The organism is Bradyrhizobium sp. USDA 4452 (assembly GCF_054063575.1).
In genome coordinates this window covers 4,135,080-4,160,072 of the sequence record NZ_JBSSGK010000001.1, presented here as the reverse complement: position 1 = coordinate 4,160,072, position 24,993 = coordinate 4,135,080, and the positions used below count along the sequence as shown (strand labels likewise).

23 protein-coding genes and 1 tRNA gene are annotated in these 24,993 nt (G+C 65.5%); 10 read left to right on the top strand and 14 right to left on the bottom strand.

What is annotated here, in order from left to right:
- Both obgE and ACVISU_RS19925 read right to left on the bottom strand, forming a co-directional pair.
- On the bottom strand, positions 1 to 1,050 hold the full coding sequence (obgE, locus tag ACVISU_RS19930; RefSeq protein ID WP_456708051.1) for a GTPase ObgE: 1,050 nt from the start codon (positions 1,048 to 1,050) through the stop codon (positions 1 to 3).
- A gap of 205 nt (positions 1,051 to 1,255) precedes the next feature.
- The gene (locus ACVISU_RS19925; protein WP_050405457.1) at positions 1,256 to 1,735 is read right to left on the bottom strand and encodes a MaoC family dehydratase; all 480 of its coding nucleotides are present in this window, start codon (positions 1,733 to 1,735) and stop codon (positions 1,256 to 1,258) included.
- A gap of 159 nt (positions 1,736 to 1,894) precedes the next feature.
- Here ACVISU_RS19925 and ACVISU_RS19920 point away from each other — a divergent pair, with 159 nt between their 5' ends.
- Positions 1,895 to 2,809: a DMT family transporter gene (locus tag ACVISU_RS19920; protein WP_050405458.1), complete on the top strand. Its 915-nt coding sequence runs from the start codon at positions 1,895 to 1,897 to the stop codon at positions 2,807 to 2,809.
- Between the two features lie 136 nt (positions 2,810 to 2,945).
- On the opposite strand, the gene ACVISU_RS19915 is transcribed toward ACVISU_RS19920, so the two are convergent.
- The 4 genes from ACVISU_RS19915 to ACVISU_RS19900 all read right to left on the bottom strand — a co-directional run bounded on the left by ACVISU_RS19915 (position 2,946) and on the right by ACVISU_RS19900 (position 5,788).
- Positions 2,946 to 3,569, bottom strand: coding sequence for a GNAT family N-acetyltransferase (locus ACVISU_RS19915; RefSeq protein WP_050405459.1), 624 nt, complete (start codon positions 3,567 to 3,569; stop codon positions 2,946 to 2,948).
- 170 nt (positions 3,570 to 3,739) lie between these two features.
- Entirely contained in the window at positions 3,740 to 4,009 is a 270-nt protein-coding gene (gene rpmA / locus ACVISU_RS19910; protein ID WP_024583287.1) for a 50S ribosomal protein L27, read from the bottom strand.
- A 102-nt stretch (positions 4,010 to 4,111) separates the two neighbouring features.
- Positions 4,112 to 4,582: a 50S ribosomal protein L21 gene (gene rplU, locus ACVISU_RS19905; RefSeq protein ID WP_050405460.1), complete on the bottom strand. Its 471-nt coding sequence runs from the start codon at positions 4,580 to 4,582 to the stop codon at positions 4,112 to 4,114.
- 255 nt (positions 4,583 to 4,837) lie between these two features.
- Positions 4,838 to 5,788 (bottom strand): GlxA family transcriptional regulator, encoded by a 951-nt coding sequence (locus tag ACVISU_RS19900; protein WP_050405461.1) that lies wholly within the window; start codon positions 5,786 to 5,788, stop codon positions 4,838 to 4,840.
- A gap of 124 nt (positions 5,789 to 5,912) precedes the next feature.
- Between ACVISU_RS19900 and ACVISU_RS19895 the strand changes: the two genes are divergently transcribed.
- Complete coding sequence (locus ACVISU_RS19895; RefSeq protein ID WP_456708050.1) at positions 5,913 to 6,716, top strand: SDR family NAD(P)-dependent oxidoreductase; 804 nt, start codon at positions 5,913 to 5,915, stop codon at positions 6,714 to 6,716.
- 108 nt (positions 6,717 to 6,824) lie between these two features.
- Positions 6,825 to 7,970: an ROK family protein gene (locus tag ACVISU_RS19890; RefSeq protein ID WP_456708049.1), complete on the top strand. Its 1,146-nt coding sequence runs from the start codon at positions 6,825 to 6,827 to the stop codon at positions 7,968 to 7,970.
- A 197-nt stretch (positions 7,971 to 8,167) separates the two neighbouring features.
- Here ACVISU_RS19890 and ACVISU_RS19885 read toward each other — a convergent pair whose 3' ends face one another.
- Positions 8,168 to 9,031, bottom strand: coding sequence for an alpha/beta fold hydrolase (locus tag ACVISU_RS19885; RefSeq protein ID WP_050405464.1), 864 nt, complete (start codon positions 9,029 to 9,031; stop codon positions 8,168 to 8,170).
- Between the two features lie 212 nt (positions 9,032 to 9,243).
- On the opposite strand from ACVISU_RS19885, the gene ACVISU_RS19880 reads away from it, so the two are divergent.
- Together ACVISU_RS19880 and ACVISU_RS19875 are read left to right on the top strand one after the other, a co-directional pair.
- Positions 9,244 to 9,333 (top strand) — tRNA-Ser (locus tag ACVISU_RS19880).
- A gap of 89 nt (positions 9,334 to 9,422) precedes the next feature.
- Positions 9,423 to 9,929: a GNAT family N-acetyltransferase gene (locus tag ACVISU_RS19875; RefSeq protein WP_456708048.1), complete on the top strand. Its 507-nt coding sequence runs from the start codon at positions 9,423 to 9,425 to the stop codon at positions 9,927 to 9,929.
- Positions 9,930 to 10,680: 751 nt separating this feature from the next.
- On the opposite strand, the gene ACVISU_RS19870 is transcribed toward ACVISU_RS19875, so the two are convergent.
- From ACVISU_RS19870 to ACVISU_RS19860, 3 genes are all read right to left on the bottom strand, one after another.
- The gene (locus ACVISU_RS19870) at positions 10,681 to 12,270 is read right to left on the bottom strand and encodes an ABC-F family ATP-binding cassette domain-containing protein (RefSeq protein ID WP_456708047.1); all 1,590 of its coding nucleotides are present in this window, start codon (positions 12,268 to 12,270) and stop codon (positions 10,681 to 10,683) included.
- 131 nt (positions 12,271 to 12,401) lie between these two features.
- Positions 12,402 to 13,721: an Hsp70 family protein gene (locus tag ACVISU_RS19865; protein WP_050405470.1), complete on the bottom strand. Its 1,320-nt coding sequence runs from the start codon at positions 13,719 to 13,721 to the stop codon at positions 12,402 to 12,404.
- A gap of 179 nt (positions 13,722 to 13,900) precedes the next feature.
- Complete coding sequence (locus tag ACVISU_RS19860; RefSeq protein ID WP_456708046.1) at positions 13,901 to 16,276, bottom strand: glucose/quinate/shikimate family membrane-bound PQQ-dependent dehydrogenase; 2,376 nt, start codon at positions 16,274 to 16,276, stop codon at positions 13,901 to 13,903.
- A 334-nt stretch (positions 16,277 to 16,610) separates the two neighbouring features.
- Here ACVISU_RS19860 and ACVISU_RS19855 point away from each other — a divergent pair, with 334 nt between their 5' ends.
- Positions 16,611 to 17,360 (top strand): class I SAM-dependent methyltransferase, encoded by a 750-nt coding sequence (locus ACVISU_RS19855; RefSeq protein ID WP_456708045.1) that lies wholly within the window; start codon positions 16,611 to 16,613, stop codon positions 17,358 to 17,360.
- Between the two features lie 16 nt (positions 17,361 to 17,376).
- Here ACVISU_RS19855 and ACVISU_RS19850 read toward each other — a convergent pair whose 3' ends face one another.
- Both ACVISU_RS19850 and ACVISU_RS19845 read right to left on the bottom strand, forming a co-directional pair.
- A complete protein-coding gene (locus ACVISU_RS19850; RefSeq protein WP_050405473.1) occupies positions 17,377 to 17,865 on the bottom strand; it encodes an SRPBCC family protein in 489 nt (162 codons plus the stop codon).
- 7 nt (positions 17,866 to 17,872) lie between these two features.
- Positions 17,873 to 18,829 (bottom strand): LysR family transcriptional regulator, encoded by a 957-nt coding sequence (locus ACVISU_RS19845; RefSeq protein ID WP_456708044.1) that lies wholly within the window; start codon positions 18,827 to 18,829, stop codon positions 17,873 to 17,875.
- A gap of 100 nt (positions 18,830 to 18,929) precedes the next feature.
- Between ACVISU_RS19845 and ACVISU_RS19840 the strand changes: the two genes are divergently transcribed.
- Together ACVISU_RS19840 and ACVISU_RS19835 are read left to right on the top strand one after the other, a co-directional pair.
- Positions 18,930 to 20,111 carry an MFS transporter gene (locus tag ACVISU_RS19840; protein ID WP_456708043.1) on the top strand — a complete coding sequence of 394 codons (1,182 nt, stop codon included), beginning with the start codon at positions 18,930 to 18,932 and terminating at the stop codon, positions 20,109 to 20,111.
- Positions 20,112 to 20,134: 23 nt separating this feature from the next.
- A complete protein-coding gene (locus ACVISU_RS19835; RefSeq protein WP_456708042.1) occupies positions 20,135 to 21,169 on the top strand; it encodes an aldo/keto reductase in 1,035 nt (344 codons plus the stop codon).
- A 2-nt stretch (positions 21,170 to 21,171) separates the two neighbouring features.
- On the opposite strand, the gene ACVISU_RS19830 is transcribed toward ACVISU_RS19835, so the two are convergent.
- Both ACVISU_RS19830 and ACVISU_RS19825 read right to left on the bottom strand, forming a co-directional pair.
- Entirely contained in the window at positions 21,172 to 22,533 is a 1,362-nt protein-coding gene (locus ACVISU_RS19830; RefSeq protein ID WP_456710864.1) for a sensor histidine kinase, read from the bottom strand.
- A gap of 5 nt (positions 22,534 to 22,538) precedes the next feature.
- Positions 22,539 to 23,213, bottom strand: coding sequence for a response regulator transcription factor (locus ACVISU_RS19825; protein ID WP_050405476.1), 675 nt, complete (start codon positions 23,211 to 23,213; stop codon positions 22,539 to 22,541).
- Between the two features lie 327 nt (positions 23,214 to 23,540).
- Here ACVISU_RS19825 and ACVISU_RS19820 point away from each other — a divergent pair, with 327 nt between their 5' ends.
- Positions 23,541 to 24,122, top strand: a complete 582-nt coding sequence (locus ACVISU_RS19820; RefSeq protein ID WP_456708041.1) for a class I SAM-dependent methyltransferase — start codon at positions 23,541 to 23,543, stop codon at positions 24,120 to 24,122.
- A 10-nt stretch (positions 24,123 to 24,132) separates the two neighbouring features.
- Complete coding sequence (locus tag ACVISU_RS19815) at positions 24,133 to 24,792, top strand: DedA family protein (RefSeq protein ID WP_456708040.1); 660 nt, start codon at positions 24,133 to 24,135, stop codon at positions 24,790 to 24,792.
- Positions 24,793 to 24,993: the final 201 nt, after the last annotated feature.

Genomic DNA, 24,993 nt, shown 5'->3' with positions numbered 1-24,993 from the left:
TCAACCCTGCGGCAGCGGCGTCGCCCACGGCTCCGCCTGGCTCTTGGCCTTGTTGGACACCGGCGCTTCGCCGATCACCTCGACCAGCGCGCGCAACGCATCCGGCACGCCTTCGCCGGTCGCGCCGGAGAGCAGCAGCGGCGTCTTCTTCGCCGCGCGCTTGAGGCGGTCCTTCTGCTTCTTCAGTTCGTCAGCCGTGACCGCGTCGATCTTGTTGAGCGCGACGATCTCGATCTTGTCGGCGAGCTGGCCTTCATAGGCTTCGAGTTCGGTGCGCACCGTCTTGTAGGCCTTGCCGGCATGCTCGCAGGTCGCATCGACCAGATGCAGCAGCACACGGCAGCGCTCGACATGGCCCAGGAAACGGTCGCCGAGGCCGGCACCCTCATGCGCGCCTTCGATCAAGCCGGGGATGTCGGCGAGCACGAACTCGCGGCCGCCGTAATTCACGACGCCGAGCTGCGGATGCAGCGTGGTGAAGGGATAGTCGGCGATCTTCGGCCGTGCCGCGCTGACCACCGACAGGAAGGTCGATTTGCCGGCGTTGGGCAGGCCGACCAGGCCGGCGTCGGCGATCAGCTTCAGCCGTAGCCAGATCCAGCGCTCCTCGCCCGGCGCGCCGGGATTGGCGTTGCGCGGCGCGCGGTTGGTGGAGGATTTGAAATGCGCGTTGCCGAAGCCGCCATTGCCGCCTTCAGCCAGCACGAATTTCTCGCCGAGTTCGGTGAAGTCGTGCAGCAGCGTCTCGCGGTCCTCGTCGAACACCTGGGTGCCGACAGGGACCTTCAGCACGATCGGCTTGCCGTTGGCGCCATGGCGGTCCTTGCCCATGCCATTGGTGCCTTTTTGCGCCTTGAAGTGCTGCTGGTAGCGGTAGTCGATCAGCGTGTTCAGGCCGTCGACGGATTCGATGATGACGTCGCCGCCGCGGCCGCCATTGCCGCCGGAGGGACCGCCGAACTCGATGAACTTCTCGCGCCGGAACGCGACGCAGCCATTGCCGCCGTCGCCGGAGCGAATATAGACCTTGGCTTCATCGAGGAATTTCATGATCCGCTACTATAGCGCTTTCGTGCGAAGCGGACGCCGGTTCGCCGGACAAAAACGCGTCAAAATGAAAATCGGGAGCGTACCGGCTCTGACCCGTTCAGGACCGGTCCGCTCTAGTTAAGCCAGGGCGGCCTTGGCGGCAACCCGCCAGCGCCCCGACTTCGGCGAAAAGCCTTAATTTTCGGGCCTTTTTGCGGCCTGACGGCTAGGCCGGCCGCCGCCGGACCAGGAATTTCTGCATCCCCTCCAGCACCAGCTCGCGGCGCTGGTTGTGCACGGTCGAGCGCAGTGTCACGACGCCAGTGGTCCTGCCCGGCTCGAGCTCGATCACCTCCAGCGCGGGGTAGATGGTATCGCCGGCATAGACCGGTTTCAGGAACTTGCTCGCCTGTTCCAGGAAGCCGACCAGCGACTCCTCGACGACATAGGGAAACAGCCCGGCGCCGGGCGCGGTGTGCACCAGGGTCTGGAAGCCGTGCGCGAGCAGATCCGGCATGCCGCGCGCCCGGCAATATTCGACGTCGTAATGGATCGGATGGGTGTCGCCGCTGGCGGTCTGGAACGCCGCGAACACCGCCGAGGTCTGGGTCCGGCTCGGAATCACGAAGCGCTCACCGAGCACGAAATCCTCGAACCAGCGCTGCGCGGGGACCATGCGATGCTGGGTGGGGTCGAATTCGCTCATGCGGCGTTTCCTGCTCTTTTTGTTGCCGGGATCAGCTACCGGTATCGCAGCGATGCAGGTGCGGCAATCCGTTCAATTGGTCTTCGTTCAATTCGTCATGGGCGGGCTTGTCCCGGGCACCCACGGCTCTTAAACCGGACGACCCCCCGGAATTCCTCCATGAGCCTGTTCGCAAAACTGTCCTCCTACGACGATCGATCGGCGCGGCTTGCCGGCATCGGGTTGATGCTGCTGTCGATCTTCATGTTCTCGTTCGGCGATGCGATGGGCAAATTCCTCGTCGCCACCTATTCGGTCGGACAATTGCTGTGGCTGCGCGCCTGCGCGGCGCTGCTGGTGCTGCTGCCGATCGTGTGGAAGCGGCGCGCGGATTTCCTGCATCTGGAGCGGCCGTGGCTGCAATTGCTGCGCGTCACGCTGTCGACGCTGGAGGTCGCGGCGTTCTTCCTGGCGACCGTCTATCTGCCGCTCGCCGACGTCATCACCTATTACCTGGCCGGACCGATCTTCGTCACCGCGATGTCGGGCCTCGTGCTCGGCGAGCACATCGGCTGGCGGCGCTGGACCGCGATCCTGGTCGGCTTTTGCGGGGTGCTGATCGCGCTGCGGCCATCGGCGCAGACCATCAGCTGGCCGGCGATGATCGCGCTCGGCGGCAGCCTGTCGTTTGCGGTGCTGATGCTGATCACGCGCTCGCTGCGCGCGACGCCCGATATCGTGTTGGCGACGTCGCAATTCGTCGGCACGTTCATCCTCGGCCTCGTGCTCTCGCCGATCGGCTGGGTGACGCCGTCAGCCGGCAGCCTCGTGCTGTTCTTCACCGCCGGCATCATCTCGGTCGCAGCGCTGCTGTGCGTGAACCGCTCGCTGAAGCTCGCGCCGGCGAGTGTGGTGGTGCCCTACCAGTATTCGATGATCGTCTGGGCGGTGATCTTCGGCTTCGTGGTGTTCGGCGACGTGCCGTCCTGGGCCACCATCGTCGGCGCCGCCATCATCATCGCGGCCGGCCTCTACATCTTCGTGCGCGAGCAGCAACTCGGGCGCGGGGACTCCGCGCTGAACCCGCCGGCGTAGGGTTGTTCGACAGATTCCGTCATTGCGAGCGAAGCGAAGCAATCCATGGTGCCGCAATTGGCGATATGGATTGCTTCGTCGCTTCAGCGCAAAATTGCTTTGCAATTTTGTCGCGAGCTCCTCGCAATGACGGGTGCTAGCTCTCCCGCCGCTTCGAACTATTCCAGCTCTTCAGCGACGCCCAGACGCCGCGCGACAGCCGGAAGGCATCGACCGGGCTCGATGAGCCCAGCGCCTCGAAGCGGTGCAGTTCGACGCCGCTCCACTGGAAGCCGCACTTCTCGAGGATGTTGCGCGACGACGGGTTGACGACGCGGGCGCCTGCGATCAGCTGGTCGAGATCGAATTCCTCGAAGAAATAGTCGATCACGGCGCGCGCGGCCTCGGTGCCGTAGCCCTGGCCCCAATAATCGACGCCGAGCCAGTAGCCAAGTTCGGCGGCCGCGGTCTCCTCGCGCCAGTCGATGCCGTCAGGCTTGCGCCAGTCAATGCCGACCATGCCGATCGGCGTGTGATTGTTCTCGATCAGGAAAACGGTCTCGCGTCCGCCGGCGCCGAGCGTGCGCACGAAGTCGATGGCGTCGTCCTGGGTATAGGGATGCGGCAGGCGGCGGGTGTTCTCCGCGATGCGGCGGTCATTGGCGAGGCGTGCGATGGCTTTTACGTCCGCGAGCGTCGGCTTGCGCAAGGTCAGCCGTTCGGTCTCGAGGACGCAAGCTCTTGCCTCGCGCAAGGTCGGCGTCGGGATGTCCTGCAACATGTCGAGCTCCTGTGATGCGAAAAATCGATACGCAACGCTTGGAACGTCACGCGCGGTCGAACCGGATCGCGCGCAACAAAAAGGGGAGGCCGGTCATCCCGCCTCCCCTTGGAGCCCTTTGCGACTCCGCCGGTTCAACAGGACCCGGCGGACTCATGTGTGTCCACCGTCTACTCGGCCGCCTCTGCCATCGGAATAACCGAGATGAACGTGCGGCCATTGGCTTTGGCACGGAACTCGACATGACCCTCGACCTTGGCGAAGAGAGTATGATCGGTGCCCATGCCGACATTAAGGCCAGGATGCCAGGTGGTGCCGCGCTGACGCGCGATGATGTTTCCGGGGATCACGCGCTCGCCACCGAACGCCTTGATGCCAAGGCGCTTGCCCTTGGAATCACGTCCGTTGCGCGATGAACCGCCTGCTTTTTTGTGAGCCATGGCTCGTCTCCGACTTCGCTTTGATCTCTAGATCAATTCCTTGACGGAATCATTTCACGTTTTGTCACGCTTCACATCTGAAAGCGCGACGATCACTTCTTCTCAAGCCTTGGCCGCGGCCTTCTTCGCCGGAGCCTTCTTTGCGGCCGGCGCCTTTGCGGGCGCCTTCTTCTTGGCCGCCTTCGGTGCTGCGTCCTCGCCATCCTCGGCGGGCGCTGCGACCTTTTCCTTCTTCGGCCGCGGGCCGATGGTCGGCTTGGCGTTATCGGCGAGGATCTCGGTGATGCGAAGCACCGTGAGCTCGTCGCGATAGCCGCGCTTGCGGCGTGAATTCTTGCGGCGACGCTTCTTGAACGCGATCACCTTGGCGCCGCGCTTGTGCTGCAGCACCTCGGCCGCAACGGTGGCGCCTGCCACGGTGGGCGTTCCCAGCACCGGCGTGTCACCGCCGAGCACCAGAACTTCGCCTAGCTGCACGATCGTGCCGACATCGCCGGCGATCTTGCCAATCTCGAGTACATCATTCGGAACGACACGGTACTGCCGGCCGCCGGTTTTGATGACTGCGAACATCGTTTGATTCCTTCGTGTTCGGTTCCGGCCTCGGACGGATCGCCCGGGTCGGCTTTTTGTTCAGTCGCTATGGGTTATGTGTTTCGCGCGAAGGGAATGAATTCCCAAATTGGATCGCACAAAAACGATCGGCGCGAGAAATCCCCGCGCCGGATGGGCGGACTTATAACCGCAATCGACCCAGAGTCAAGGCAAAGCAGGGCAAAAACCCGCCAAAAATGAAGGGTTTGGCGTGATTTTGGCCTGCATTGCCCCTCAAGCGGCGGTCCTGGCCGCGGCCCGCGCATGCCGGCGGATGGTCTGGGGCGGCTGGCCCAGCACCCGCAGGAACGCCCGCCGCATCCGTTCCCGATCGGCAAAGCCGGTCTCACCGGCAATTTCGTCCATCGAATGGCGGCCATCGCCGATCAGTTCGCGCGCGGCCTCGACCCGGAGCTGCTCGATCGCCTTGGCCGGTGACTGGCCGGTCTCTGAACGGAACGCGCGGCTGAACTGGCGCGGGCTGAGCCGTGCGACCTCAGCCAATTCCTCGACCGAAAGCTCGTTGCGCAGATGCGCCTTGGCGTAGCGGAGCGCGTTCTGGATGCGGTCGGATTTCGGGTCGAGCTCGAGGAGCGCGGAAAACTGCGACTGGCCGCCGGTGCGGCGGTGATAGACCACGAGCTTGCGGGCCACCGAGCGGGCAATCTCGACGCCGAGATCATGCTCGACCATCGCCAGCGCCAGATCGATCGTCGCGGTCATGCCGGCCGAGGTCCAGATCGGCCCGTCGACGATGTAGATGCGGTCCTGCTCGACCTTGAGCCCGGGGAATCGGGCCTGCAATTCGGGGGCGAATTGCCAATGCGTCGAGACGCGGCGGCCGTCGAGCAGGCCGGCTTCAGCCAGCGAGAAGGCGCCGATGCAGGGTGCGGCGATCCGCTGCGATGTCGTCATGGCGCGTCGCATGTAGTCGATCAGCTTCGGAGATGCCGGATGTAGCTCGTGGCCGGCGCCGATGAACAGCGTGTCGAAGCTGCGATCGCCGAAGGCTTGCGTTTCGACATTGAAGCCGGCTGAGGACCGCACCGGGCCACCGTGCTCGGACAGCAGCGTGACCTCATAGAACGGCGTGCCTGCGATCAAATTGGCGACCTCGAAGGCGGTGATGGCGGTGAAGCCCATCACCTGGAAGTCCGGGAAGATGACGAAGCCGATTTCCTTCATGGAACTCTCCGACGACAATCCATGTCCTAAAAAGGTGTATATATGACATTTGAGACATGCAAGGGGGCCTGTAGAACCTGAGCAACGGCCAAGTCCGGCCGTTCAGGTCAAACAGGAGACCAACATGACCAAGTCAGCCAAGGGGACGGCGCTCGTTACCGGTGCGTCGTCCGGAATCGGTGCCATTTATGCGGACCGACTCGCACGGCGTGGCTACGATCTGATCCTCGTCGCACGTAACCGCGAGCGCCTTGATGGGCTCGCCAAGCGTCTTGTGAAGGAGACAAGCCGATCGATCGAGATCGTTGCCGCCGACCTCAGCAAGCGCGCCGATGTATCGCGGATCGAATCCATTCTGCGCGACAATGCCGGCATCAGCCTGCTGGTGAACAATGCTGGCGTCGGGGCGACCGCGCCGCTGCTCGCATCCGATGTCGACAAGATGAGCGATATGATCGCGCTCAATGTCGACGCGCTGATGCGCCTGACCTATGCGGCGGTGCCGGGATTTGTCGCGCGCGGCGGCGGCACCATCATCAACATCGCCTCGGTCGTCGGCGTTCAGCCGGAACTGCTCAACGGCGTCTACGGCGGCAGCAAGGCCTTCGTGCTGGCGCTGACCCACTCGCTGCAGCATGAGCTGAAGGACAAGAACATCCGGGTCCAGGCCGTGCTGCCCGGTGCTACCGCCACCGAGTTCTGGGACATCGCCGGCACGCCGGTCGCGCATCTGCCCGGCGAGATCGTGATGAAGGCCGAGGACATGGTCGATGCCGCTCTCGCCGGTTTCGACCAGGGCGAGGTGTTCACTGTGCCGTCGCTGCCGGAGGCTGCGGATTGGCAGGCCTATGAGGCGGCCCGCCAGAAGCTGATGCCGAACCTCTCGCGCAGTGCGCCTGCGGCGCGCTACGGGGTGAAGGCCGCCTGAGACCTGCGAAATTGCGTCCCGCGCGGGCGGAAGCGCCGCGCGGGAAGCAACCTTTTGAGTTCCCCATCGTTAATGCCGGGAACCTCAAGCGGGCAGGCAAAGAGCTAAATGGCTGAAGACACCGGACTGACCACGGGCATCGCGCACCACGGTGCCGCGCGGCTGCCCTCCGTCGACATCGACAGCTTCAACGTCGAGCTGAAAGACGACGAGGGTTTCCTCGGCGATCGCGCCTCCAAGGGCGCGTTCCGCAAGATCTTCGACCACTGGCGCAAGCCGCTGCGCAAATCCGGCGAGGATCCGTTCGGCGATGAGCCGTCGGACAAGATCAGCAAGAAGAAGCTCGATGAGATGCTGGTCGGCGACGACACCGAGGCCTCTGCGGTGGTGCACAGCGCGATCGAGGAGTTTGCCCAGGAGCTGGCCTATGTGACGCGGCGCTTCCTCAACACCAAGGCCTGGGCGAAGACCGAGCGCATCGTGGTCGGCGGCGGCTTCCGCGACTCCAGGCTCGGTGAGCTCGCCATCGCGCGGACCGACATCATCCTGAAGTCGGAGGATTTCAAGGTCGACCTGGTGCCGATCCGCTTTCACCCTGATGATGCCGGGCTGATCGGCACGCTGCATCTGGCGCCGTCGTGGATCTTCGAGGCCCATGACGGCGTGCTCGCGGTCGATATCGGCGGCACCAATATCCGCTGCGGCGTGGTCGAGACGCGCTGGAAGAAGGCGCCCGATCTCTCGAAGGCGATGGTCTGGAAATCCGGGCTGTGGCGCCATGCCGATGACGAGCCGACGCGCGAAGGCGCGGTGAAGCGGCTGGTGAAGATGCTGAAGGACCTGATCGCCGAAGCCGAAAAGGAAAATCTCAAGCTCGCGCCGTTCATCGGCATAGCCTGTCCCGGCGTCATCAAAGAGGATGGCTCGATCGAAAAGGGCGCGCAGAATCTGCCCGGCAATTGGGAGAGCAGCAAATTCAATTTGCCGGCAAGCCTGGTCGAGGCGATCCCGCAGATCGGCGATCATGACACCGCGATCGTGATGCACAATGACGGCGTGGTGCAGGGGCTGGCCGAGGTCCCGTTCATGCAGGATGTCGCGCGCTGGGGCGTACTGACGATCGGAACCGGGCTCGGTAATGCCCGCTACACCAACCGCAAGAAAGACAACGGCAAGGACGAGAAGAAGGACAAGGACAGCGAGGGCGAAAAGGACGAGAAGAAAGCCAAAAAAGCCAAGAAGGCCGATGCCTGAGCCCCGCGCCTCGGCGATCGCGCGGTAAGGTTGATCGGTTAGGTTAAGATCGGCTTCGCGTTGCCGTTTCGGCGCCCGCCGCTACCGTGGACCGTGTCGCTCCCGCCGACCGGCGAAGCCGCACTTCCCGGCCAGCAATACTAAGAAGCGGCACGGGACCGCCAGTTTTTGTCGCGTCCTGGCGGTCCCACCATTTTCTACCTCCAATTGATCCGCCCGAAGAAGCCGGCGATCTCGCTGGCAGCGCGGTCAGGATCCTCGCGATGCGGGAAGTGCCCGACATCGGGAAACATCTTCAGGTCCAGGTTCGAGAAGGTCTCGCCCAGCCGGTCGGTCCAGGCATAGGGAAACAGCGGATCGTGCTCGGCCCAGCGGATGCAGGTCGGCACGGTGATCGGCGGCAGCGAAGGCGCCTCGCCCTGCATCATCTTCACGCGCCCTGCATGCGAGGCGCGATAATGCGCAAAGCCGCCGGCGAGGTTGCCGGGCTTGTAGAAGTTGTCGGCAAAGTCCTCGATCACGTCGTCGAACGCAGCCTTGCGATGCGCCCAGTTGTGCAGGAAATGGCCGATATAAAGGCGGCAGGTCTCTCTGTTGGCGCCGACCAGCGCGGGCGCCATCTCCATCTGGTGGAACGACTGGTACCAGATGTGGTTCAGCCGGTCGGGCGCGGCCATCCGTGCCCCGATGCCGGGATAGACGAAATCGAAGAACAACAACCCGGCGATGCGGTCGGGCGCCCTGCGCGCGAGCGGCTGCATCACGGCGCCGCCGACGTCGTGGCCGACCACGCCGGCTTTCTCGATCCCGAGGGCGTCCAGCAGCGCCAGCATGTCGTCGGTATGCTGGTCGGGGCCGAACGGGCCTTGCGGCTTGTCGCTGTCGCCGAAGCCGCGCAGGTCGGGCGCGATCAGGGTGTAGCGGTCGGCGAGGCGCGCCATCACAGGCTTCCAGGTCAGCCAGAATTCCGGCCAGCCGTGCAACAGCAGCAGCTGAGGGCCGCTCCCGGTCCGCGCGACGTGGAACGCCGCGCCATTGGCTCGAATCGTCACATGCTCCATCGGCCGCTCCCGCTTATTTGCTTCGCCCGTGCGCCGACCGGACCAGAACCGTCCCGCTAGCGCATTGTTTCCGCGCACTTTCTCAGCTCATCCCGGTGCTCCGATAGCGCTCGGCACCGGCGACGGAAATATTATTGCAGCGCCTTGTCTGGCCCGCCATCCTCGCCTAGAACACGCCCCGACCGCGGGTGGCGCAAATCACCCGGGCCATCGGAGAGGTGGCAGAGTGGTTGAATGCACCGCACTCGAAATGCGGCATAGGTGCAAGCCTATCGGGGGTTCGAATCCCTCCCTCTCCGCCACCCTTCGCCCTGCCGGGCTTCGGGTGGCAGGCCACTCTTCAAACCAGGGCGAAGGGTGTCTCCCGAATCTTCGGAGAAGCGTGGGGCCAATGACCCCGGACATTCCAACGATCTCGACCGCTCGTCTGACGCTTCGTCCGCAAGCGTTCGATGACTTCCCCGCCTACCAGGCATTCCTGGCGTCGCGCCGGTCCGCGGGCATGGGCGGGCCGTTCGATATCCGCGCGGCATGGGGGATGTTCTGCCACGATCTGGCATGCTGGGATTTCTTCGGCCACGGCGCGCTGATGATCGAACTCGCTGCGACAAAGCAGTGCGTCGGCCAGGTCGGTATCAACCATGGGCCGCTGTTTCCGGAGAAGGAGCTCGGCTGGCTGCTGTATGACGGACATGAGGGACAGGGCTACGCCACGGAAGCCGCTACTGCCTTGCGCGACTGGGCCTTTGCGAGGCTGAAACTGTCCTCGCTCGTGAGCTACATGTCGCCTGACAATACGATGTCGGCCGCGGTGGCGAAGCGATTGGGCGGCGTGCTCGATCCGTCAGCGCCGCGGGATGACGCGGATGATCTGGTCTATCGCTATCGGCCGCTTTGAGTAGGGATCTACGAGGCGCGCGGTCGATTCCGCCATTCGTCACGTCAGGCAAATTGAGCAGCGATCAACCGCCGCTCGGGCTGGGACGGCGCCTGCCGGCTACTGTGCATGGGGTTGTTTTCGATATTTTGGCGGGAGCGGCGGCCGCAAGGCCCGATCGGCATTTGCCGGGGCTCGGCCGCGCGCCGGTAACCTTAATTTTCTCTTTCGATTGTCGGTAAAATTTTATCGATTATCCTCGTGACAGTTGGGCGGCGTGACGAACCGCACGATGAGAGGCAACAGCCGAGTGGCCTGACGACCTCTCTGAAATCGAAGGGTGGGCAGAGCGCAGTGCCAGCCACCTTTCGGGCTGTCCGGTGGCGGCCGGCGGGGCAAATCCATTTTGAAGTGCATGTGATTGCCAGGTTGCGGCGCATATCGCGCCGCACGATGCTCCTCATTGGGGATGTTCCAACATGACGTTCGCGTATTTTTTGATCGCGGTCGGCGGCGGCTTCTTGCTGCTGGCAAGCTTTGTCGCGTTTGCCCTTTGGCGCAACGCACTCCACTCGACGGCGCGGATTTAGCAACAGGCGAGATCGAGATTCAGCTCCGACGGCCCTGCTCGGGGGACGAGCGAGGTTGGCGGAATGGCCGCACCGCCGCGCGGCCTGACAGCCGGGGCACCGCGCCTTTACGACCTACCCCAAGGCGACGCGTGCTCGGCTGTTCATTTCCCGACCAGGCTTGGTCGATTGCCCCCTCCGCGTCACCTCGACGAAGCGAGCTCGAACCTGCGGGTGATCGCGATGGCTTCGAGGAAGGTCTCGTCGTGGCTCACCACCAGCAGCGCGCCGTCATAGGCGCGCAGTCCGGCCTCGACCGCTTCCATCGATTCGATGTCGAGGTGATTGGTCGGCTCATCCAGGATCAGGAGCGGCGGCGGGCTCACGCCGCCCAGCACGCAGGCGAGGCCGGCGCGGAGCAGCTGGCCGCCGCTCAAGCTCGCGACGCTCTGCAAGGCCGCATCGGCACGAAACATGAAACGCGCCAGTGCGGCGCGACAGGCGTTCTCGCTCGCATCCGGGTTGATGCGCCGGAAATTGTCCAGGATGGAGGCTGACGCATCGAGCAGGCTGACCGCCTGATCGAACATCGCAAAGCGGGTCATCACCTCGACGCTGCCGCGCGACGCGGACAGCTCGCCGCTGACGAGCTTGAGCAACGTCGTCTTGCCGGCGCCGTTGGGGCCGGTGACCGCGACACGCTCCGGTCCCGACATGGAGAAGGTGAGATCGCGCAGGATCGGCGCGTCGGCGCTGTAGCCGGCATCGGCGGCTTCGAACCGCAGCACCATCCGGCCCGCCGGCAGATTGGTCGACGGCAACTGCACCGAGAACGGTTGCAGCACCTCGATGCGCTGGCGCGCCGCGGTGGCCAGTTCGAGCGCCTGCGTCCGCCGCCGCTCGGCGAGGCGGGCGTTCTCGCCGCCGCTGTCCTCGCTGCGATCCTTGCGCAGCCCGGCGGCGATGCGCGGCAGGTCGTCCTTGGCACTCTTCCTGGCGCCGGCGCCGTCCCGGCGCGCCTGCCGCTCGGACGTTTCCCTCGCCTTGCGGTCGATCTCGGCGACGCGCTTCTCGGCATCGGCCAGATCGTGCCGTGCGGCCGACAGCTCGACGGCCTTGCGCGCCCGGTACTGGCTCCAATTGCCGCCATAGCGGCGGGCGTCCAGCGAGGTCAGCTCGACGATCGCGTCCATGGTCTCGAGCAGCTCGCGGTCATGGCTGACGACGATGGCGCCACGCCGCCAGTCGGCGAGCAGGTCGATCACCGCCTTACGTCCGGCGCGGTCGAGATTGTTGGTAGGTTCATCCAGCAGCAGGAAGTCGGGCTGCGCGAAGCTCAGCGCGGCGAGGCGTGCCCTCGTGGCCTGACCGCCGGACAGCCTCGCCAGCGGGGCTTCGAGCACATCGCTCAGTCCGACACGCGCGAGCGCGGACGCAATGCGCGTGTCGAGCGTCCAGTCGATATCCGCAAGCTCTTCAGTACTCGCAACGCCCTGTTCGGCACGGCGCAACGTGGCGAGTGCGTCGCGCGCGCCGAACAGATCGACGACGCATTCGTCCGGCTGCACCTGAACCGTCTGATGCAGCATCGCGACGCGTCCCTGAACCGAGATCGTGCCGGATTGCGGAGCGCGCGCGCCTGCGATCAGGCCGAGCAGCGTCGTCTTGCCGACGCCGTTCCTGCCGACCAGGCCAGTGCGCTCGGGGCCGAAATTGAGGTCGACGTTGGAGAGGAGAACCCGGCCGTCAGGCGCGGACAGGGTCAGATGGGAGAGCGTGATCGATGCTGGCATGGATATCCCCGAGGGCAAGGCTGATGGGCATTGCGGTCAGGGTGAAATCCATGGTCGTCGGCATCCGCTCGAATGATGATTGAACCGATGTAGTCGTCTATTGAGCCGGGATCAAGGCACGAGGCTTGTCGTCACGCTGCTTCGGCGAAGGTCCAGCGGTCGGGATCGGGCGTGTGGCCGATCAGAGCGAGACCATAGGCGATCGATTCGAACTGATCCGCCGAGGTCAGTCGCGCTTCGCCGAAGCGTTCCGCGAACAGGCGCTGCACCGCCGGCACGAACGAGGTGCCGCCGGTCAAAAACACCTTCTCGACGTCGCGCGCGGTGATGCCGGATTTCGCCAGCGCCTCATCGACCGTCGCGCCCAGCCGCTCGATGTCGTCGGCGATCCAGGATTCGAAATCGTCGCGGGTCACCGTAGCGCCGATATCGATGCCCTCACGGGCAAAGCGGAACTCGACCCGGTCGCGGCTCGACAGCGCGACCTTGGTGTCGGAGACGGCGCGGTACAGCGCAAAGCCGAGATCGTGGTCGACGATGGTGATGAAGTCGTGCAGCGGCGCCGGATCGAGCGCGGTGCGCGCCAGCTGCTGCAATTCGCGCAGATCGCCATTGCCTCGCATCATCGCGAGCTGATGCCAGCGCGCGAGGCTCGAATAATAGTGATTGGGAATCGGCAGCACCTTGTCGAACGAGCGGTAGTTGGTGCCCTTGCCGAGCCGTGGCGAGACGATGTGGTCGACGATGCGGTAGTCGAAGGTGTCGCCGGCGATGCCGATACCGGCATGTCCGAGCGGCTCGGCGCGCAGCACGCCGCCCTTGCGTGAGAAGCGCATCACGGAGAAGTCGCTGGTGCCGCCGCCGAAATCGGCGACCAGCACGGTCGCATCGTGATCGAGGCTGCGCGCGAAGGAGAACGCGGCGCCGACCGGCTCGTAGACATAGCGCGCGTGGCCGGCGCCGAGCCGCTCGAACGCGGCCCGGTAGCGCTGCATCGCGAGCTCGTCATTGGGATTGCCGCCGGCAAACTTCACCGGGCGGCCGACCATGATGGTCGGCGCACCCAGGTCGAAGCTCTCGCCGGCATGGCGCGTCAGCGTGCGCAGGAACGCCGCCAGCAGATCCTCGAACTTGTAGCGCTGCCGGAAGATCTGGGTGGTGTTGAACGCCGAGCTTGCCGCAAACGTCTTGAACGACTGGATGAAGCGATGGATCGTGCGTCCCTCGAGGAACTGCTCGATCGCCCACGGGCCGCCCTCGGCGCGCGGATGCAACCCGGCGCCCGGCCGGTCCTCCCAGAAGCACAACGCGGAGACATAGACGCTATGCGTGCGGCCGCCATGGTCGAATCGAACAGCCTCGACGCGTCCGTCAGCATCGGACAGCGCGACCACGGTGTTGCTGGTGCCAAAATCGACGCCAATCGAGACGGCGGGCGGGGCGCTCGTCATGTCATGCTCGGATTGTCTGTGAAAGGGGGCGGACCTTTAGCGGCTTTGGCTGGGTTTGCCAACCCTTCCGAACGCCGCGGAACTCATTTGGAGCGCGACGTCCCATCACCACTGCGTCATATCCGGATGCGGCGCTTGCCGCGTCCTGGTCGTGACACTTGTCGCATCCCGGATCGGTTTCAATCCTTCAACGCGTAGGCGATGACGTAGTCGCCGCGCTTGGTGCCGAACGAGCCGTGGCCGCCGGCCGCGGTGACGATGTATTGCTTGCCGCCGGCCTCGTAGGTCATCGGCGTCGATTGCGCGCCGGCGGGCAGGCGATCTTCCCACAGCACCCTGCCGTCGCGCACGTCGTAGGCGCGGATCGTGTACTCGTAGGTGCCGGTGTAGAACGCGACGCCGCCGGCGGTGGTGATCGGCCCGCCCAGCATCGGCACGCCCAACTTGAACGGAAGCGGCAGCGGCGTGGTGTCCCTGATCGTGCCGTTGGGGTGCTGCCAGACGATCTTCATCGTCTTCAGATCGATCGCGGCCATCGACCCCCATGGCGGCCGGTAGCACGGCACGGAGAACGGCGAGAGGAAGCTCGAAATATCCACGCCGAACGGCGTGCCGTACATCGGCTGCACCCCGACCTCGCTGCCGACCGGCTTCTCGGCGGTCGGCGCCGGAGGATTTTGCGGGCCGCGCGGAATCAGCCGTGACGCGAACGGCAGCGACATCGGATTGGCGATCGCGATCTGCCTGACAGGATCGATCGCGATGCCGCCCCATTCGAACATGCCGAGATTACCCGGGAAGACCAGCGTGCCCTGCAACGACGGCGGCGTGAACGTGCCTTCATAGCGCAACCGGTGGAACATGATCCGGCACAGCAGCTGGTCGAAGATCGTGCCGCCCCACATGTCGGCGCCGGTCAGCTTGGCCTCCGGCCGGAACGTCAGCTCGGAAAACGGCTGGGTCGGTGCGGAGCGGTCGCCGGGCGCGGGGCCCTGGGGCACCGGACGTTCCGGCGCCGGCACGATCAATGCGCCGGTCCTGCGGTCGAGCACGAAGATGTTGCCTACCTTGGTCGGCTGGATGATCGCGGGAACGACGCCCTTGGCCGTCATCACATCGACCAGGCTCGGTTGCGAGGGAACGTCCATGTCCCAGAGATCGTGATGCACGGTCTGGTACGACCAGATGCGCTTGCCGGTGTCGACATCAAGCGCGATGATCGAGCTGGAATAGCGCTCGACCAGCGCGTCGCGATTGCCGCCCCAGATGTCGGGTCCGTTGTTGCCGGTCGGGATGTAGACCAGGTTGAGTTTCGGATCGAACGAGGCCGTGATCCAGGAATTCGGCGAGCCGTTGGTGTAGTGCCGCGTCGGCGACGGCAGCGCGTTCTCGTCGGCCGCGGCGGAGTCCCAGGCCCAGACCAGTTTGCCGGTGTAGACATCGAAGCCACGGATCACGCCCGACGGCACGTCGACGGCGTAATTGTCGATCACCGCGGCGGCAACGACCAGGATCCTGTCGCTGACGACCGGCGGCGAGGTCGGCTCGAAGAACCCGGCGGTCTTGATTCCCATGCCCTGCTGCAGGTCAAGGACGCCGTGATCGGCAAAGCCGTCACAGAGCTTGCCGCTGTCGGCATCAAGCGCGATCATGCGGCCGTCATTGACCGGCAGGAAGATCCGGCGCGGACATTCGGCGGGGGCCGGATTGTTGCTCGAGTCGACGGCGGCGGTCGCGGTCTCGTGATAGGAGACCCCGCGGCAGGTCATGTGCTGGAACGTCTTGTTGTGCACCAGCTTGGGGTCGTATCGCCAGCGCTCGGTGCCGGTCCTGGCGTCGAGCGCGAACAGCACCTGGTGCTGCGAGCAGAGATAGAGCGTGTCGCGCACCTTGATCGGGGTGACCTCGAAGGTGGTCTCGCCGGAATCCTCCGGTGTCTTCACGTCGCCGGTCCGGAAGGTCCAGGCGACCTTGAGGTTGCCGACATTGTCCGATGTGATCTGCTTCAGCGGCGAATAGCGCTGTCCGAATTGCGTGCGGCCATAGGCGCGCCAATCGCCATCGGGTTGCGGATCGGCCTCGCTCTGCGGCACGGCAGGTCCGGCTTCGGCGATCGTGCCGTTGATATCGTGATAGCTCGACAGCAGCCCGGCCACGAGCACGGCTGCCGCCGCCACCACGCCGACCCAGAGCGGCGCCGTGGCGCGTGCGTATGACACCGGCTCGTTGCGCGAGAGGCCGCGAACCATCACCGGCGTCAGCAGCCACAGCGCCATCGGGAAGATGATGTCGCCGCGCGCCGCAAGCGGCCACCAGTCGAAGCGCACCTCGTAGATCGCCCATGCGAGCGTGCCGACCAGCACGATCGCAAACAGCCACAGCGCGGAACGGCGCCGCGCCAGCAACAGCGCAGCCGTGGCGAGAATGCCGATGCCGATGACAATGTAAGTGATGGATCCACCGAGCGCCGCCAGCCAGATGCCGCCGCCCGCGAGCACGAGGCCGATCAAGGCGTAGACGATACCCGTGACAAAGACGGCGCCGGATCGCTGCATGACTGCACCAGTGCGGAAGAGGCACCGGGCTTGTCCCGCGCAAGCGCAACAGACCGCGTCCGCTTTCGAGAACTGTGGTTCAATCAACCGCAACTTGCAACCGGGAACTGCGCCGTTGAGGCAACACAAGCATGCAAAGTTGCGAGATCGATTCCTGGCGCAGCAAGGTCATTCAAACTGCGCGCACTTTGCTTAATAGGGGGCACGCCAGGTCGCCTGGCACTGACACAAAGGTGACGGGCTTCAGCGAATCTTGACTCGGCGTGCTCTTTCAGTTCTGCGCCTGCGCTGCTCTATAGAGATCGCAGATGCCCGGCTCGCAGGAGAACCAACCATGACACTGAACCCGACGGCCAGGAACTATCGTGTCGCGGTCGCCGCCTATGAGGCGGGCCGGCCGAGCTATCCGGCGGAGATCGTCGCCGCGCTGCCGCTCCAGGCCGCGCGTTGCGTCGTCGATCTCGGAGCGGGAACCGGCAAGTTCACGCGCCTGCTGCTGCCGCATTTGTCAGAGACGGCTCGCCTTATCGCGATCGAGCCCGTCGCCGAGATGTCGGCTAAACTCGCGAACGAAGCCGGGATCGAGGTCATCAACACCCGCGCCGATGCGATCGGCCTCGAGACCGGCAGCGTCGATCTCGTGACCTGCGCGCAGGCGTTCCACTGGTTCGACAACGAGCCGTCGGTCGCCGAGATCGCACGACTGCTGCATCCCGGCGGGACACTGGCGCTGGTCTGGAACAACAGGGATGACCGCGCGCCGTGGGTCGACGCATTGTCGGTCATGATCGAGAAATACGCGGGAGACACGCCTCGGCAGCGCTCGGGGCGGTGGCGCTGGATCCTGCAGGATCCCCGCTTCGTGCTCGAGAAGGAAATCGTGCGGGACCATCCGCATCGGATGCCACGGCAAGGCGTCTATGAGCGCGTCGTGTCGACGAGTTATGTCGCCAATCTTCCCGATGCGGAGAAGGCGGCCATTCGCGACAGGACCGACGCCATCCTGCGTGAGGCTGGCCTCGGTGATGCCGACGAGGTGGTGTTTCCTTATGTCACGCAGCTCTTCTTGCTGAAGCGGACCTGAGCGGCTCCAACGCAGGCTATGGCGTGGCGCGCCCTTGCTCGACGGCCTGCTTCAGGCGCGGCAGCGTCATGCGCCAATAGAAGGCAACATGCCTGGCTCCCGACTCGGCGCCGATTTCCCATCCGTTCCCGCGGCGGATCGGTGACGGCGGCACCTGCTGGGTGACGGTCAGCACCGTCTCGCCGCCGTCGGCCGCGAGCGCCATCGCGATCGTTGCATAGGATTGCGGAACATCCGGCAGGCCGGAGACCCGCGACCAGTAGGAGTATTCAAGCCGCGATGGTGGATCGACATGGAGGACGCGTCCCTTGTCGCGATAGCGCTTCGAACCGATCTCCGCCTCGATCTCGATCGGCGCGCCGATCCGCCAATCGGTCTTGAAATGCGCGTTGCGCCACGTCTCGCCAGCCTTGGGGTCGATGATCGCGTCCCAAACATGCTTCGGCTCCGCGGCGATGCGGATCGACTCGGTCACCGATTGCAAGGTCCTCGGGGCGCCTTTCATTGAATGCTCACTTGCTGCCTACGATCTTCCATTTTCCATCCGCGCCACGCCGCAACGCAGGATCGCCGATGCGGATGTGTTGCGCCAGAAAATCGATGAAGGCGCGGACCCGTGCCGGTAGCGGACCGGCATGGCCGACATAGACCGCGTGGATGTCCTCGCGGTCGCCCGGGTTGAGATTTTGCAGCACCGGCACCAGATGCCCGGCCTCGATGTCGGGACCGATGTGGAACAGCGCCAGCCGCGCGAGCCCGATGCCGCCCAGCGTGAGCTGGCGCGCGGCTTCGCCGTCGCTGGCGCGGGCGACCGGCGGCGGCAACGCTTCCTCGATCTTTTCGGCGCGGCGGAACGGCCAGCCGCGGATGCTGCGCGGAAAGGTCCAGCCGATACCGCGATGCGCGGCGAGGTCCGCCGGCGTCTTCGGGGTGCCAAAGCGCGCGAGATAGGAGGGTGCTGCGACCACCACCATGCGGCTGGTGCCGAGCTTGCGCGCGATCAGCCGCGAGGCGCCGAGCGGTCCGACGCGGATCGCGACGTCGGCGCGCTCCTGCATCAGATCGACCAGCGTGTCGGTCAGCACGATGTCGAGCGTGATGTCGGGATGCTCGCGCATGAAGCGCGGCAGCAGCGGCATCACATGCAGCATGCCGAACGGGATGTTGCTGTTCACGGTGAGATGGCCGCGCGGCACGCGGGAGGCGGCCTCGCGTTCGGCCTCGTCGATATCGGCGAGGATGCGTTGGGCGCGCTGATAGAACGCCTGGCCTTCCTCGGTCAGCTGCAGCTTGCGGGTGGTGCGGTTGACCAGCCGCGTGCCGAGCCGCGTCTCGAGCCGCGAGACCAGCTTGCTGACGCCCGACGGCGTCAGACGCAGGCTGTTCGCGGCTGCCGTGAAGCCGCCGAGATCGACGACGCGGACGAACACGTCCATCTCGCCGGAGCGGTTGGTGTCTGTACGGGACATCTTGAATTCAAGTCACAAATGATCGGATTGCGGCCATTCTAATCCTTCCGCGTCCGGACCGCTATCTCGCATTGCGGAATCCTCACCTCCGGAGCGACGCATGCCTCTCGCAGTCCTTGCCTTGACCGCCGGTGCCTTTGGCATCGGCACCACCGAATTCCTCATCATGGGACTTTTGCTGCAGGTCGCCGCCGACATGCAGGTATCGGTATCCGCGGCGGGCCTTTTGATCTCCGGCTATGCGCTCGGCGTGTTCGTCGGCGCGCCGATCCTGACGCTCGGGACACGACGGATGCCGCGCAAGGCGGTGCTGCTGGCGCTGATGGCGATCTTCACGCTCGGCAATGCGGCCTGCGCGCTGGCGCCGAACTACGAATTGCTGATGGCGGCCCGCATCCTGACCTCGTTGGCGCACGGCACCTTCTTCGGCGTCGGCTCGGTGGTCGCGACAAGCCTCGTGCCAGAGGACAAGCGTGCGTCGGCGATCGCCACCATGTTCATCGGACTGACGGTCGCGACCCTGCTCGGCGTACCCTTTGGCGCCTGGTTCGGCCTGATGCTCGGCTGGCGCGCGGCGTTCTGGGCGGTGGCTGTCATCGGCGTGGTCGCGTTCATCGTGCTGGCCGTTCTGGTGCCCGGCCATGTCGGCGCCAACGACAAACCGGCGCCGTTGCGCGAGGAGATCGCCGTGCTCGGCCGCCCGCAGGTATTGCTCGGCCTTGCCATGACGGTGTTCGGCTTCGGCGGGTTGTTCGCGGTGTTCACCTATGTGCAGCCGATCCTGACCCGGCTTACCGGATTCTCCGACGCCGCGGTGTCGCCGATCCTTCTGGTGTTCGGCGCCGGCCTTGCGATCGGCAACGTCGCGGGCGGGCGGCTCGCCGACAAGGGGCTTGCGCGGGCGCTGCTGGTGTCGCTTGGCGGTCTCGCCGCCGTGCTCGTCGTGCTGGCGGCGGTGATTTCGATCAAAGTGCTGGCAGTCGTGCTGCTGTTCGTGCTCGGTATTGCCTCATTTGCGACCGTCGCACCGCTGCAGCTGCGCGTGCTGGAAGCCGCCGGTGTCGAAGGTCGGACGCTGGCCTCGAGCCTGAACATCGCGGCGTTCAATCTCGGCAACGCGCTCGGCGCCTGGGCTGGCGGCGTCGCCATCGATCGCGGCCTCGGCCTTGGCACGCTGCCGCTGGTCGCTGCCGCGATCACCGCGCTCGGGCTGTTGCTCGCGCTGTGGAGCCTGCGCCTCGACCGGCCGGTCGTCCTCGCCACCCAGTGCCCGGCGGAATGAACAGCATCACAAGGAGTATGACCATGGACTATCGCAATCTCGGGGCGTCCGGCCTGAAGGTCCCGGTGCTCAGCTTCGGCACCGGCACCTTCGGCGGTCAGGGACCCTTGTTCTCGGCCTGGGGCCGCAGCGACGCCGGCGAGGCGCGGCGGCTGATCGACATCTGCGTTGATGCCGGCGTCAATCTGTTCGACACCGCCGATGTCTATTCGAACGGTGCGTCGGAGGAGATCCTCGGCGCCGCGATCAAGGGTCGCCGCGACAAGGTCTTGATCTCGACCAAGACCGGCCTGCCGATGGGCAACGGTCCGCTCGACGCCGGCACGTCGCGGTATCGCCTCGTCGCTTCGGTCGACGCCGCTCTGAAGCGGCTCGACACCGACTACATCGACCTCCTGCAGCTTCATGCCTTCGATGCCTTCACGCCGATCGATGAGGTTCTGTCGACGCTCGATACGCTCGTCCGCGCCGGCAAGCTGCGCTATGTCGGCGCCTCGAACTTCTCCGGCTGGCATTTGATGAAGTCGCTTGGCGTCGCCGAGCGATACGGCTGGCCGCGCTACGTCGCGCACCAGGTCTACTACTCGCTGGTCGGCCGCGACTATGAATCCGAGCTGATGCCGCTCGCGCTCGACCAGGGCGTCGGCGCGCTGGTCTGGAGCCCACTCGGCTGGGGGCGCCTCACCGGCAAGATCAGGCGCGGGCAGCCATTGCCGAAGACGAGCCGTTTGCACGAGACCGCGCAGTTCGGGCCGGCGGTCGACGACGAGAAGCTCTATGCGATCGTGGACGCGCTGGACGTCGTCGCTACAGAGACCGGCCGTAGCGTGCCGCAGGTTGCGATTGCGTGGCTGCTGACGCGGCCGAGTGTCTCGTCCGTGATCATCGGCGCGCGCGATGAAGCGCAGCTTCGCGACAATCTCGGCGCAGTCGGTTGGTCGCTCTCACCGGACCAGATCGCGCGCCTCGACAAGGCAAGCGCGGTGATGCCTCCCTATCCGTACTACCCTTACCGAATCCAGGAAGGTTTCGCGCGGCTCAATCCGCCGGCGGTATAAGCTCAACCCTGAACCCCGGGGAATACCATGCGCATGCAGGCGCCGCCGGATGGCGCCTGGTCGACTTCGATCCGGCCGCCGTGCAGACGCATGATGCTCTGCACGAGATCGAGGCCGAGGCCGGCACCGCGTCCGCCCGGATGCAGCCGGCGGAACGGCTCCAAAATCTGCTCGCGTTCGTCGGGCGGAATGCCGTCGCCGTCGTCGCTGACCTCGATCCGGCCGGCTGTCGTCACCCGAACCAGGATCGTGCCGCGCCGCTGCCCGTGGTCGACGGCGTTCTGCACGAGATTGGTGAGCGCGCGTTCGAGCGAGGTCTGATCGCCGGTCACCATGACCGTGTCGCTATCGTGCTCAAACGACATTTCATATCCCGCGGCGAAAGCCAGCGGCGCGAGGTCGAGCACGACCTGCCGCGCGATGCCGACGAGATTGACGGGGCCGAAGGTGTCGGCGCGCTGATCGAGCCGTTGCAGGTCCAGCAGCTGGCCGGCCATCACGCTGAGGCGGGTCGCATCCTCGAGCAGATGGGTCTTCTCCGGTCCGGCGTCGAGCGAAGCGACACGTGTCGAGAGTATAGCGATCGGCGTGCGCAGCTCGTGCGCGGCATCGGCGAGGAAGCGGCGGTGGCGTTCGTAACCCTTGTCGAGGCGGTCGAGCGCGGCGTTGATGGCCTTGACCAGCGGGGTGATCTCGACCGGGACCTCGTCGAGCGACAACTGCACGCCGCGCTGGTCGATATCGATGCGTTCGGCTTGCGCGGCGACCTGTGCGAGGCCCTTCATGGCCCGGCGCACCACGAACGGGGTCGCGACCAGCGTCGCCAGCGTCATCAGCACGATGATCGGCAGGATCATGTTGAGGAACAGCAGCGGTGTGCTCTCCAGCGCGCGCCACATCGAGAGCTCGCCGTATGTGCCGGTCAGGATCTGGATCCGTCCTGCAGAAGTGTCGACCCATTTGACGAGACCCGCGGGCCGCGCGGCTTCCGCGGCATTCCATTTGAGCCGCGCCTCGCTGACATGATCGAGGCTTGATGCGATCGGCGCGAATTGCGCGGGTACCGTGCCTTCGGCGAGCCGGTGGCCCTCGGTGTCGCGGATGATGAACCAGAGGTCGGCGTGCTCGGCGCGCAGGGCGGCCAGCTCCGGCGTCTGGTGCAGCGTCAGTCCGCCGGCTTCGTCGCGGGTGACGGCGTCTCGCAGTCGATCGAGCGTGCTGCCCTCGTACTCGCCGATCAGAAGTCCCGCTCGCAGCAGCCCGATGGCGGCGGCTCCGATCAGCAGGATCAGGAGGGTCAACGCGACGGCTTGCAGGCCGGCGAGGCGTCCGACCAGGCGCCAGGTGAGGGATCGCGGTCGCAGCACGCTCACGGAGTTTCCCGCAGCACATAGCCGAGGCCGCGAACGCCGTTGATGGTGACGCCGGCGTCGGCCTCCGCGAGCCTGCGGCGCAAACGCGACACATGGGTGTCCAGCGCATTGGGCTGCACGTCGTCGTCGAGGCCGTAGACCGCCTCCATCAGCGCGGAGCGCTGCACCATGCGTCCCATCCGGTGCACCAGCGTCTCGAGCACCAGCCGCTCGCGACGTGGCATCTCCAGCGGGCGTCCGTCGACGCTGGCCTCGCGATGGGCGAAGTCGAACGACAGGCGGCCGATCCGCGCGGCATCCTGCTGCACGTTGGCGGGCCGGCGCAGCAGCGCGCGCAGCCGCGCCAGCAACTCCTCGAACGCAAACGGCTTGCCGAGATAATCGTCCGCGCCGCTGTCGAGACCCGAGATGCGGTCGGCGAGCTCGCCACGGGCGGTCAGCACAAGCACAGGCACGGTGTTGCCGCTCGCGCGCAATTTCGGAATCAGTGACAGCCCGTCGCCGTCAGGCAACTGACGGTCCAGCACGATCGCATCGTAACTTCCGGCTGCGGCAATCGCCTCGGCTTCCAGAAGATCCGGCGCGTGATCGACCAGCATGTCGTGGCGCGCGAGTGCCGCGCGCAGCGCCACGACCATGTCCGGCTGGTCCTCCACCAACAGCACCCGCATTTCGTCGTCTGCCTCAGTTCGTCGTTCGATTTGCCGGTTTTATGTCCGCTTCATTGCGGCAACCTTGCGGCTTGCTCAAGCTGAATACGTCGCGGCGTGAAAAATCGCACGCGCGCGGATTCACGACAGGCTCGCGCAAGCTTCGCATGAGACAGAGGCGTGCATCGGGCCGATCGAATCGTCCCACTACCGATCGGCACTGCTCAACCGATGGGAGCCTACCACACATGATGATGGGCACCCGCAATGCGAAAGGCATGCGAATGACCTTGTTAACGAACTTCCGCCGAGACATCGGCAACGCGCTTATCGTGCGGGAGCTCCGGCATGTCGGCCGCTGACATCCTGCCGTTCGTCCGCGCCTGGGTGCGTAATCCGTTGCGTGTCGCCGCGGTCGCACCGTCGGGGCCGGCGATCTCGTCGCTCATGACGCAGGAGATCACCGCGGATACCGGCCCCGTGCTCGAGCTCGGCCCCGGCACGGGCGTCTTCACCCGCGCTCTGCTGAAGCGTGGCGTGAGGCAGCAGGATCTGACGCTGGTGGAGTATGGCTCCGAGTTCATCCCGCTGCTGCAGCGGCGCTTCCCGGGTGCGCGGGTGCTCTGGATGGACGCGGCCTGGCTGCGCAGGGACAGGCTGTTCGACGGCGCGCCGGTCGGTGCGGTCGTGAGCGGCCTCGGGCTTCTCATCATGCCGCCGGAGAAAGTCATAACCATCCTCCACGGCGCCTTCGGCTATCTCCGCGCCGGCGGGGCGTTCTACCAGATCACCTATGGCACGCGCTGTCCCGTCGCGGACGCGATCCTTGATCGCCTCGATCTGCAGGCGAGCTGCATCGGACAGACGTTCCTCAACCTGCCGCCGGCTTCCGTATACCGGATCAGCCGCCGCCGCCACGCCCACGCATGATCGAGGCGCCATGGACACGTCGAGCACGATCGCGATGTTTCTGCACTTCGGCCTGGTGGGAGTCGGCTGCCTCGCCGTCGCCGAGAAGTTCATTCCGCTGCTGCCGTCCTACGTGCTGCTGATGCTGCTGGGCTTGACGGTCTCCGACGGCTCGATGCTCGCGATGACCATCCTCGCGACCAGCGTCGGGTCTGTCGTCGGTGCCATCGGCTGGTACGGGCTCGGGCGCGCGCTCGGCTCGCGGCGCATCGAACGGCTGGTGACGCGCTACGGCAAGTTCGTGTTGCTGCGGCTATCCTTCTACCGGCAGCTGACCGACGCCTATCGCGGCAATCATTTCTGGGTGACGCTGATCGGTCAGACCCTGCCCACCGTGCGGATCTACCTCGCGCTCCCAGCCGGCGTGTTGCGCCTGGAGCCGCGCGCCTTCGTGATGGCGACGGCGATCGGCACCCTGATCTGGAACATGCCGTTCCTCACGCTCGGCTATGTCCTGCGCGGCAGCGGCCACGATCCGGTCAGCCTCGGCTTCTGGGCGGTGATCATCCTGATCGCCGTGGAGGTCGCGCTCTTCCTCGGATTTCGCTTCTACAAGCGTTCGCTCGCGCCGCGGTGCGTCGCGCCGCCGCGCGCTTTATCCTCGCGCGTGCCGGTGGAGGAAGGTGCATGAGAGCCCTGTTGTCTCGCCTGCGGCCGAGTTCGGATGCGCTCGAGCGTGCTGCCGCGATACTGCTGGTCCTGGCCGCGAGCTATCAGTTCGGTCATGCGGCTTCCGTCGGGCGATATCGTGCGGCGGAGTTCGCGCTGCTGGTCCTCATTGCAGGCATCTATTGGCATCGCTCGATCTTCCGGCGATGCGCCAGCCGCGATG

Excerpts from the sequence above, each read along its gene's own strand:
- ACVISU_RS19870 (WP_456708047.1), bottom strand. The coding sequence starts at position 12,270 with ATGCCAGCATCGATCACGCTCTCCCATCTGACCCTGTCCGCGCCTGAC.
- ACVISU_RS19885 (WP_050405464.1), bottom strand. The coding sequence starts at position 9,031 with ATGGAGCATGTGACGATTCGAGCCAATGGCGCGGCGTTCCACGTCGCG.
- ACVISU_RS19895 (WP_456708050.1), top strand. The coding sequence starts at position 5,913 with ATGACCAAGTCAGCCAAGGGGACGGCGCTCGTTACCGGTGCGTCGTCC.
- ACVISU_RS19925 (WP_050405457.1), bottom strand. The coding sequence starts at position 1,735 with ATGAGCGAATTCGACCCCACCCAGCATCGCATGGTCCCCGCGCAGCGC.
- ACVISU_RS19850 (WP_050405473.1), bottom strand. The coding sequence starts at position 17,865 with ATGAAAGGCGCCCCGAGGACCTTGCAATCGGTGACCGAGTCGATCCGC.
- obgE (WP_456708051.1), bottom strand. The coding sequence starts at position 1,050 with ATGAAATTCCTCGATGAAGCCAAGGTCTATATTCGCTCCGGCGACGGC.
- ACVISU_RS19820 (WP_456708041.1), top strand. The coding sequence starts at position 23,541 with ATGTCGGCCGCTGACATCCTGCCGTTCGTCCGCGCCTGGGTGCGTAAT.
- ACVISU_RS19860 (WP_456708046.1), bottom strand. The coding sequence starts at position 16,276 with ATGCAGCGATCCGGCGCCGTCTTTGTCACGGGTATCGTCTACGCCTTG.
- ACVISU_RS19815 (WP_456708040.1), top strand. The coding sequence starts at position 24,133 with ATGGACACGTCGAGCACGATCGCGATGTTTCTGCACTTCGGCCTGGTG.
- rpmA (WP_024583287.1), bottom strand. The coding sequence starts at position 4,009 with ATGGCTCACAAAAAAGCAGGCGGTTCATCGCGCAACGGACGTGATTCC.
- ACVISU_RS19900 (WP_050405461.1), bottom strand. The coding sequence starts at position 5,788 with ATGAAGGAAATCGGCTTCGTCATCTTCCCGGACTTCCAGGTGATGGGC.
- rplU (WP_050405460.1), bottom strand. The coding sequence starts at position 4,582 with ATGTTCGCAGTCATCAAAACCGGCGGCCGGCAGTACCGTGTCGTTCCG.
- ACVISU_RS19865 (WP_050405470.1), bottom strand. The coding sequence starts at position 13,721 with ATGACGAGCGCCCCGCCCGCCGTCTCGATTGGCGTCGATTTTGGCACC.
- ACVISU_RS19840 (WP_456708043.1), top strand. The coding sequence starts at position 18,930 with ATGCCTCTCGCAGTCCTTGCCTTGACCGCCGGTGCCTTTGGCATCGGC.
- ACVISU_RS19825 (WP_050405476.1), bottom strand. The coding sequence starts at position 23,213 with ATGCGGGTGCTGTTGGTGGAGGACCAGCCGGACATGGTCGTGGCGCTG.
- ACVISU_RS19845 (WP_456708044.1), bottom strand. The coding sequence starts at position 18,829 with ATGTCCCGTACAGACACCAACCGCTCCGGCGAGATGGACGTGTTCGTC.
- ACVISU_RS19835 (WP_456708042.1), top strand. The coding sequence starts at position 20,135 with ATGGACTATCGCAATCTCGGGGCGTCCGGCCTGAAGGTCCCGGTGCTC.
- ACVISU_RS19855 (WP_456708045.1), top strand. The coding sequence starts at position 16,611 with ATGACACTGAACCCGACGGCCAGGAACTATCGTGTCGCGGTCGCCGCC.
- ACVISU_RS19890 (WP_456708049.1), top strand. The coding sequence starts at position 6,825 with ATGGCTGAAGACACCGGACTGACCACGGGCATCGCGCACCACGGTGCC.
- ACVISU_RS19915 (WP_050405459.1), bottom strand. The coding sequence starts at position 3,569 with ATGTTGCAGGACATCCCGACGCCGACCTTGCGCGAGGCAAGAGCTTGC.
- ACVISU_RS19875 (WP_456708048.1), top strand. The coding sequence starts at position 9,423 with ATGACCCCGGACATTCCAACGATCTCGACCGCTCGTCTGACGCTTCGT.
- ACVISU_RS19920 (WP_050405458.1), top strand. The coding sequence starts at position 1,895 with ATGAGCCTGTTCGCAAAACTGTCCTCCTACGACGATCGATCGGCGCGG.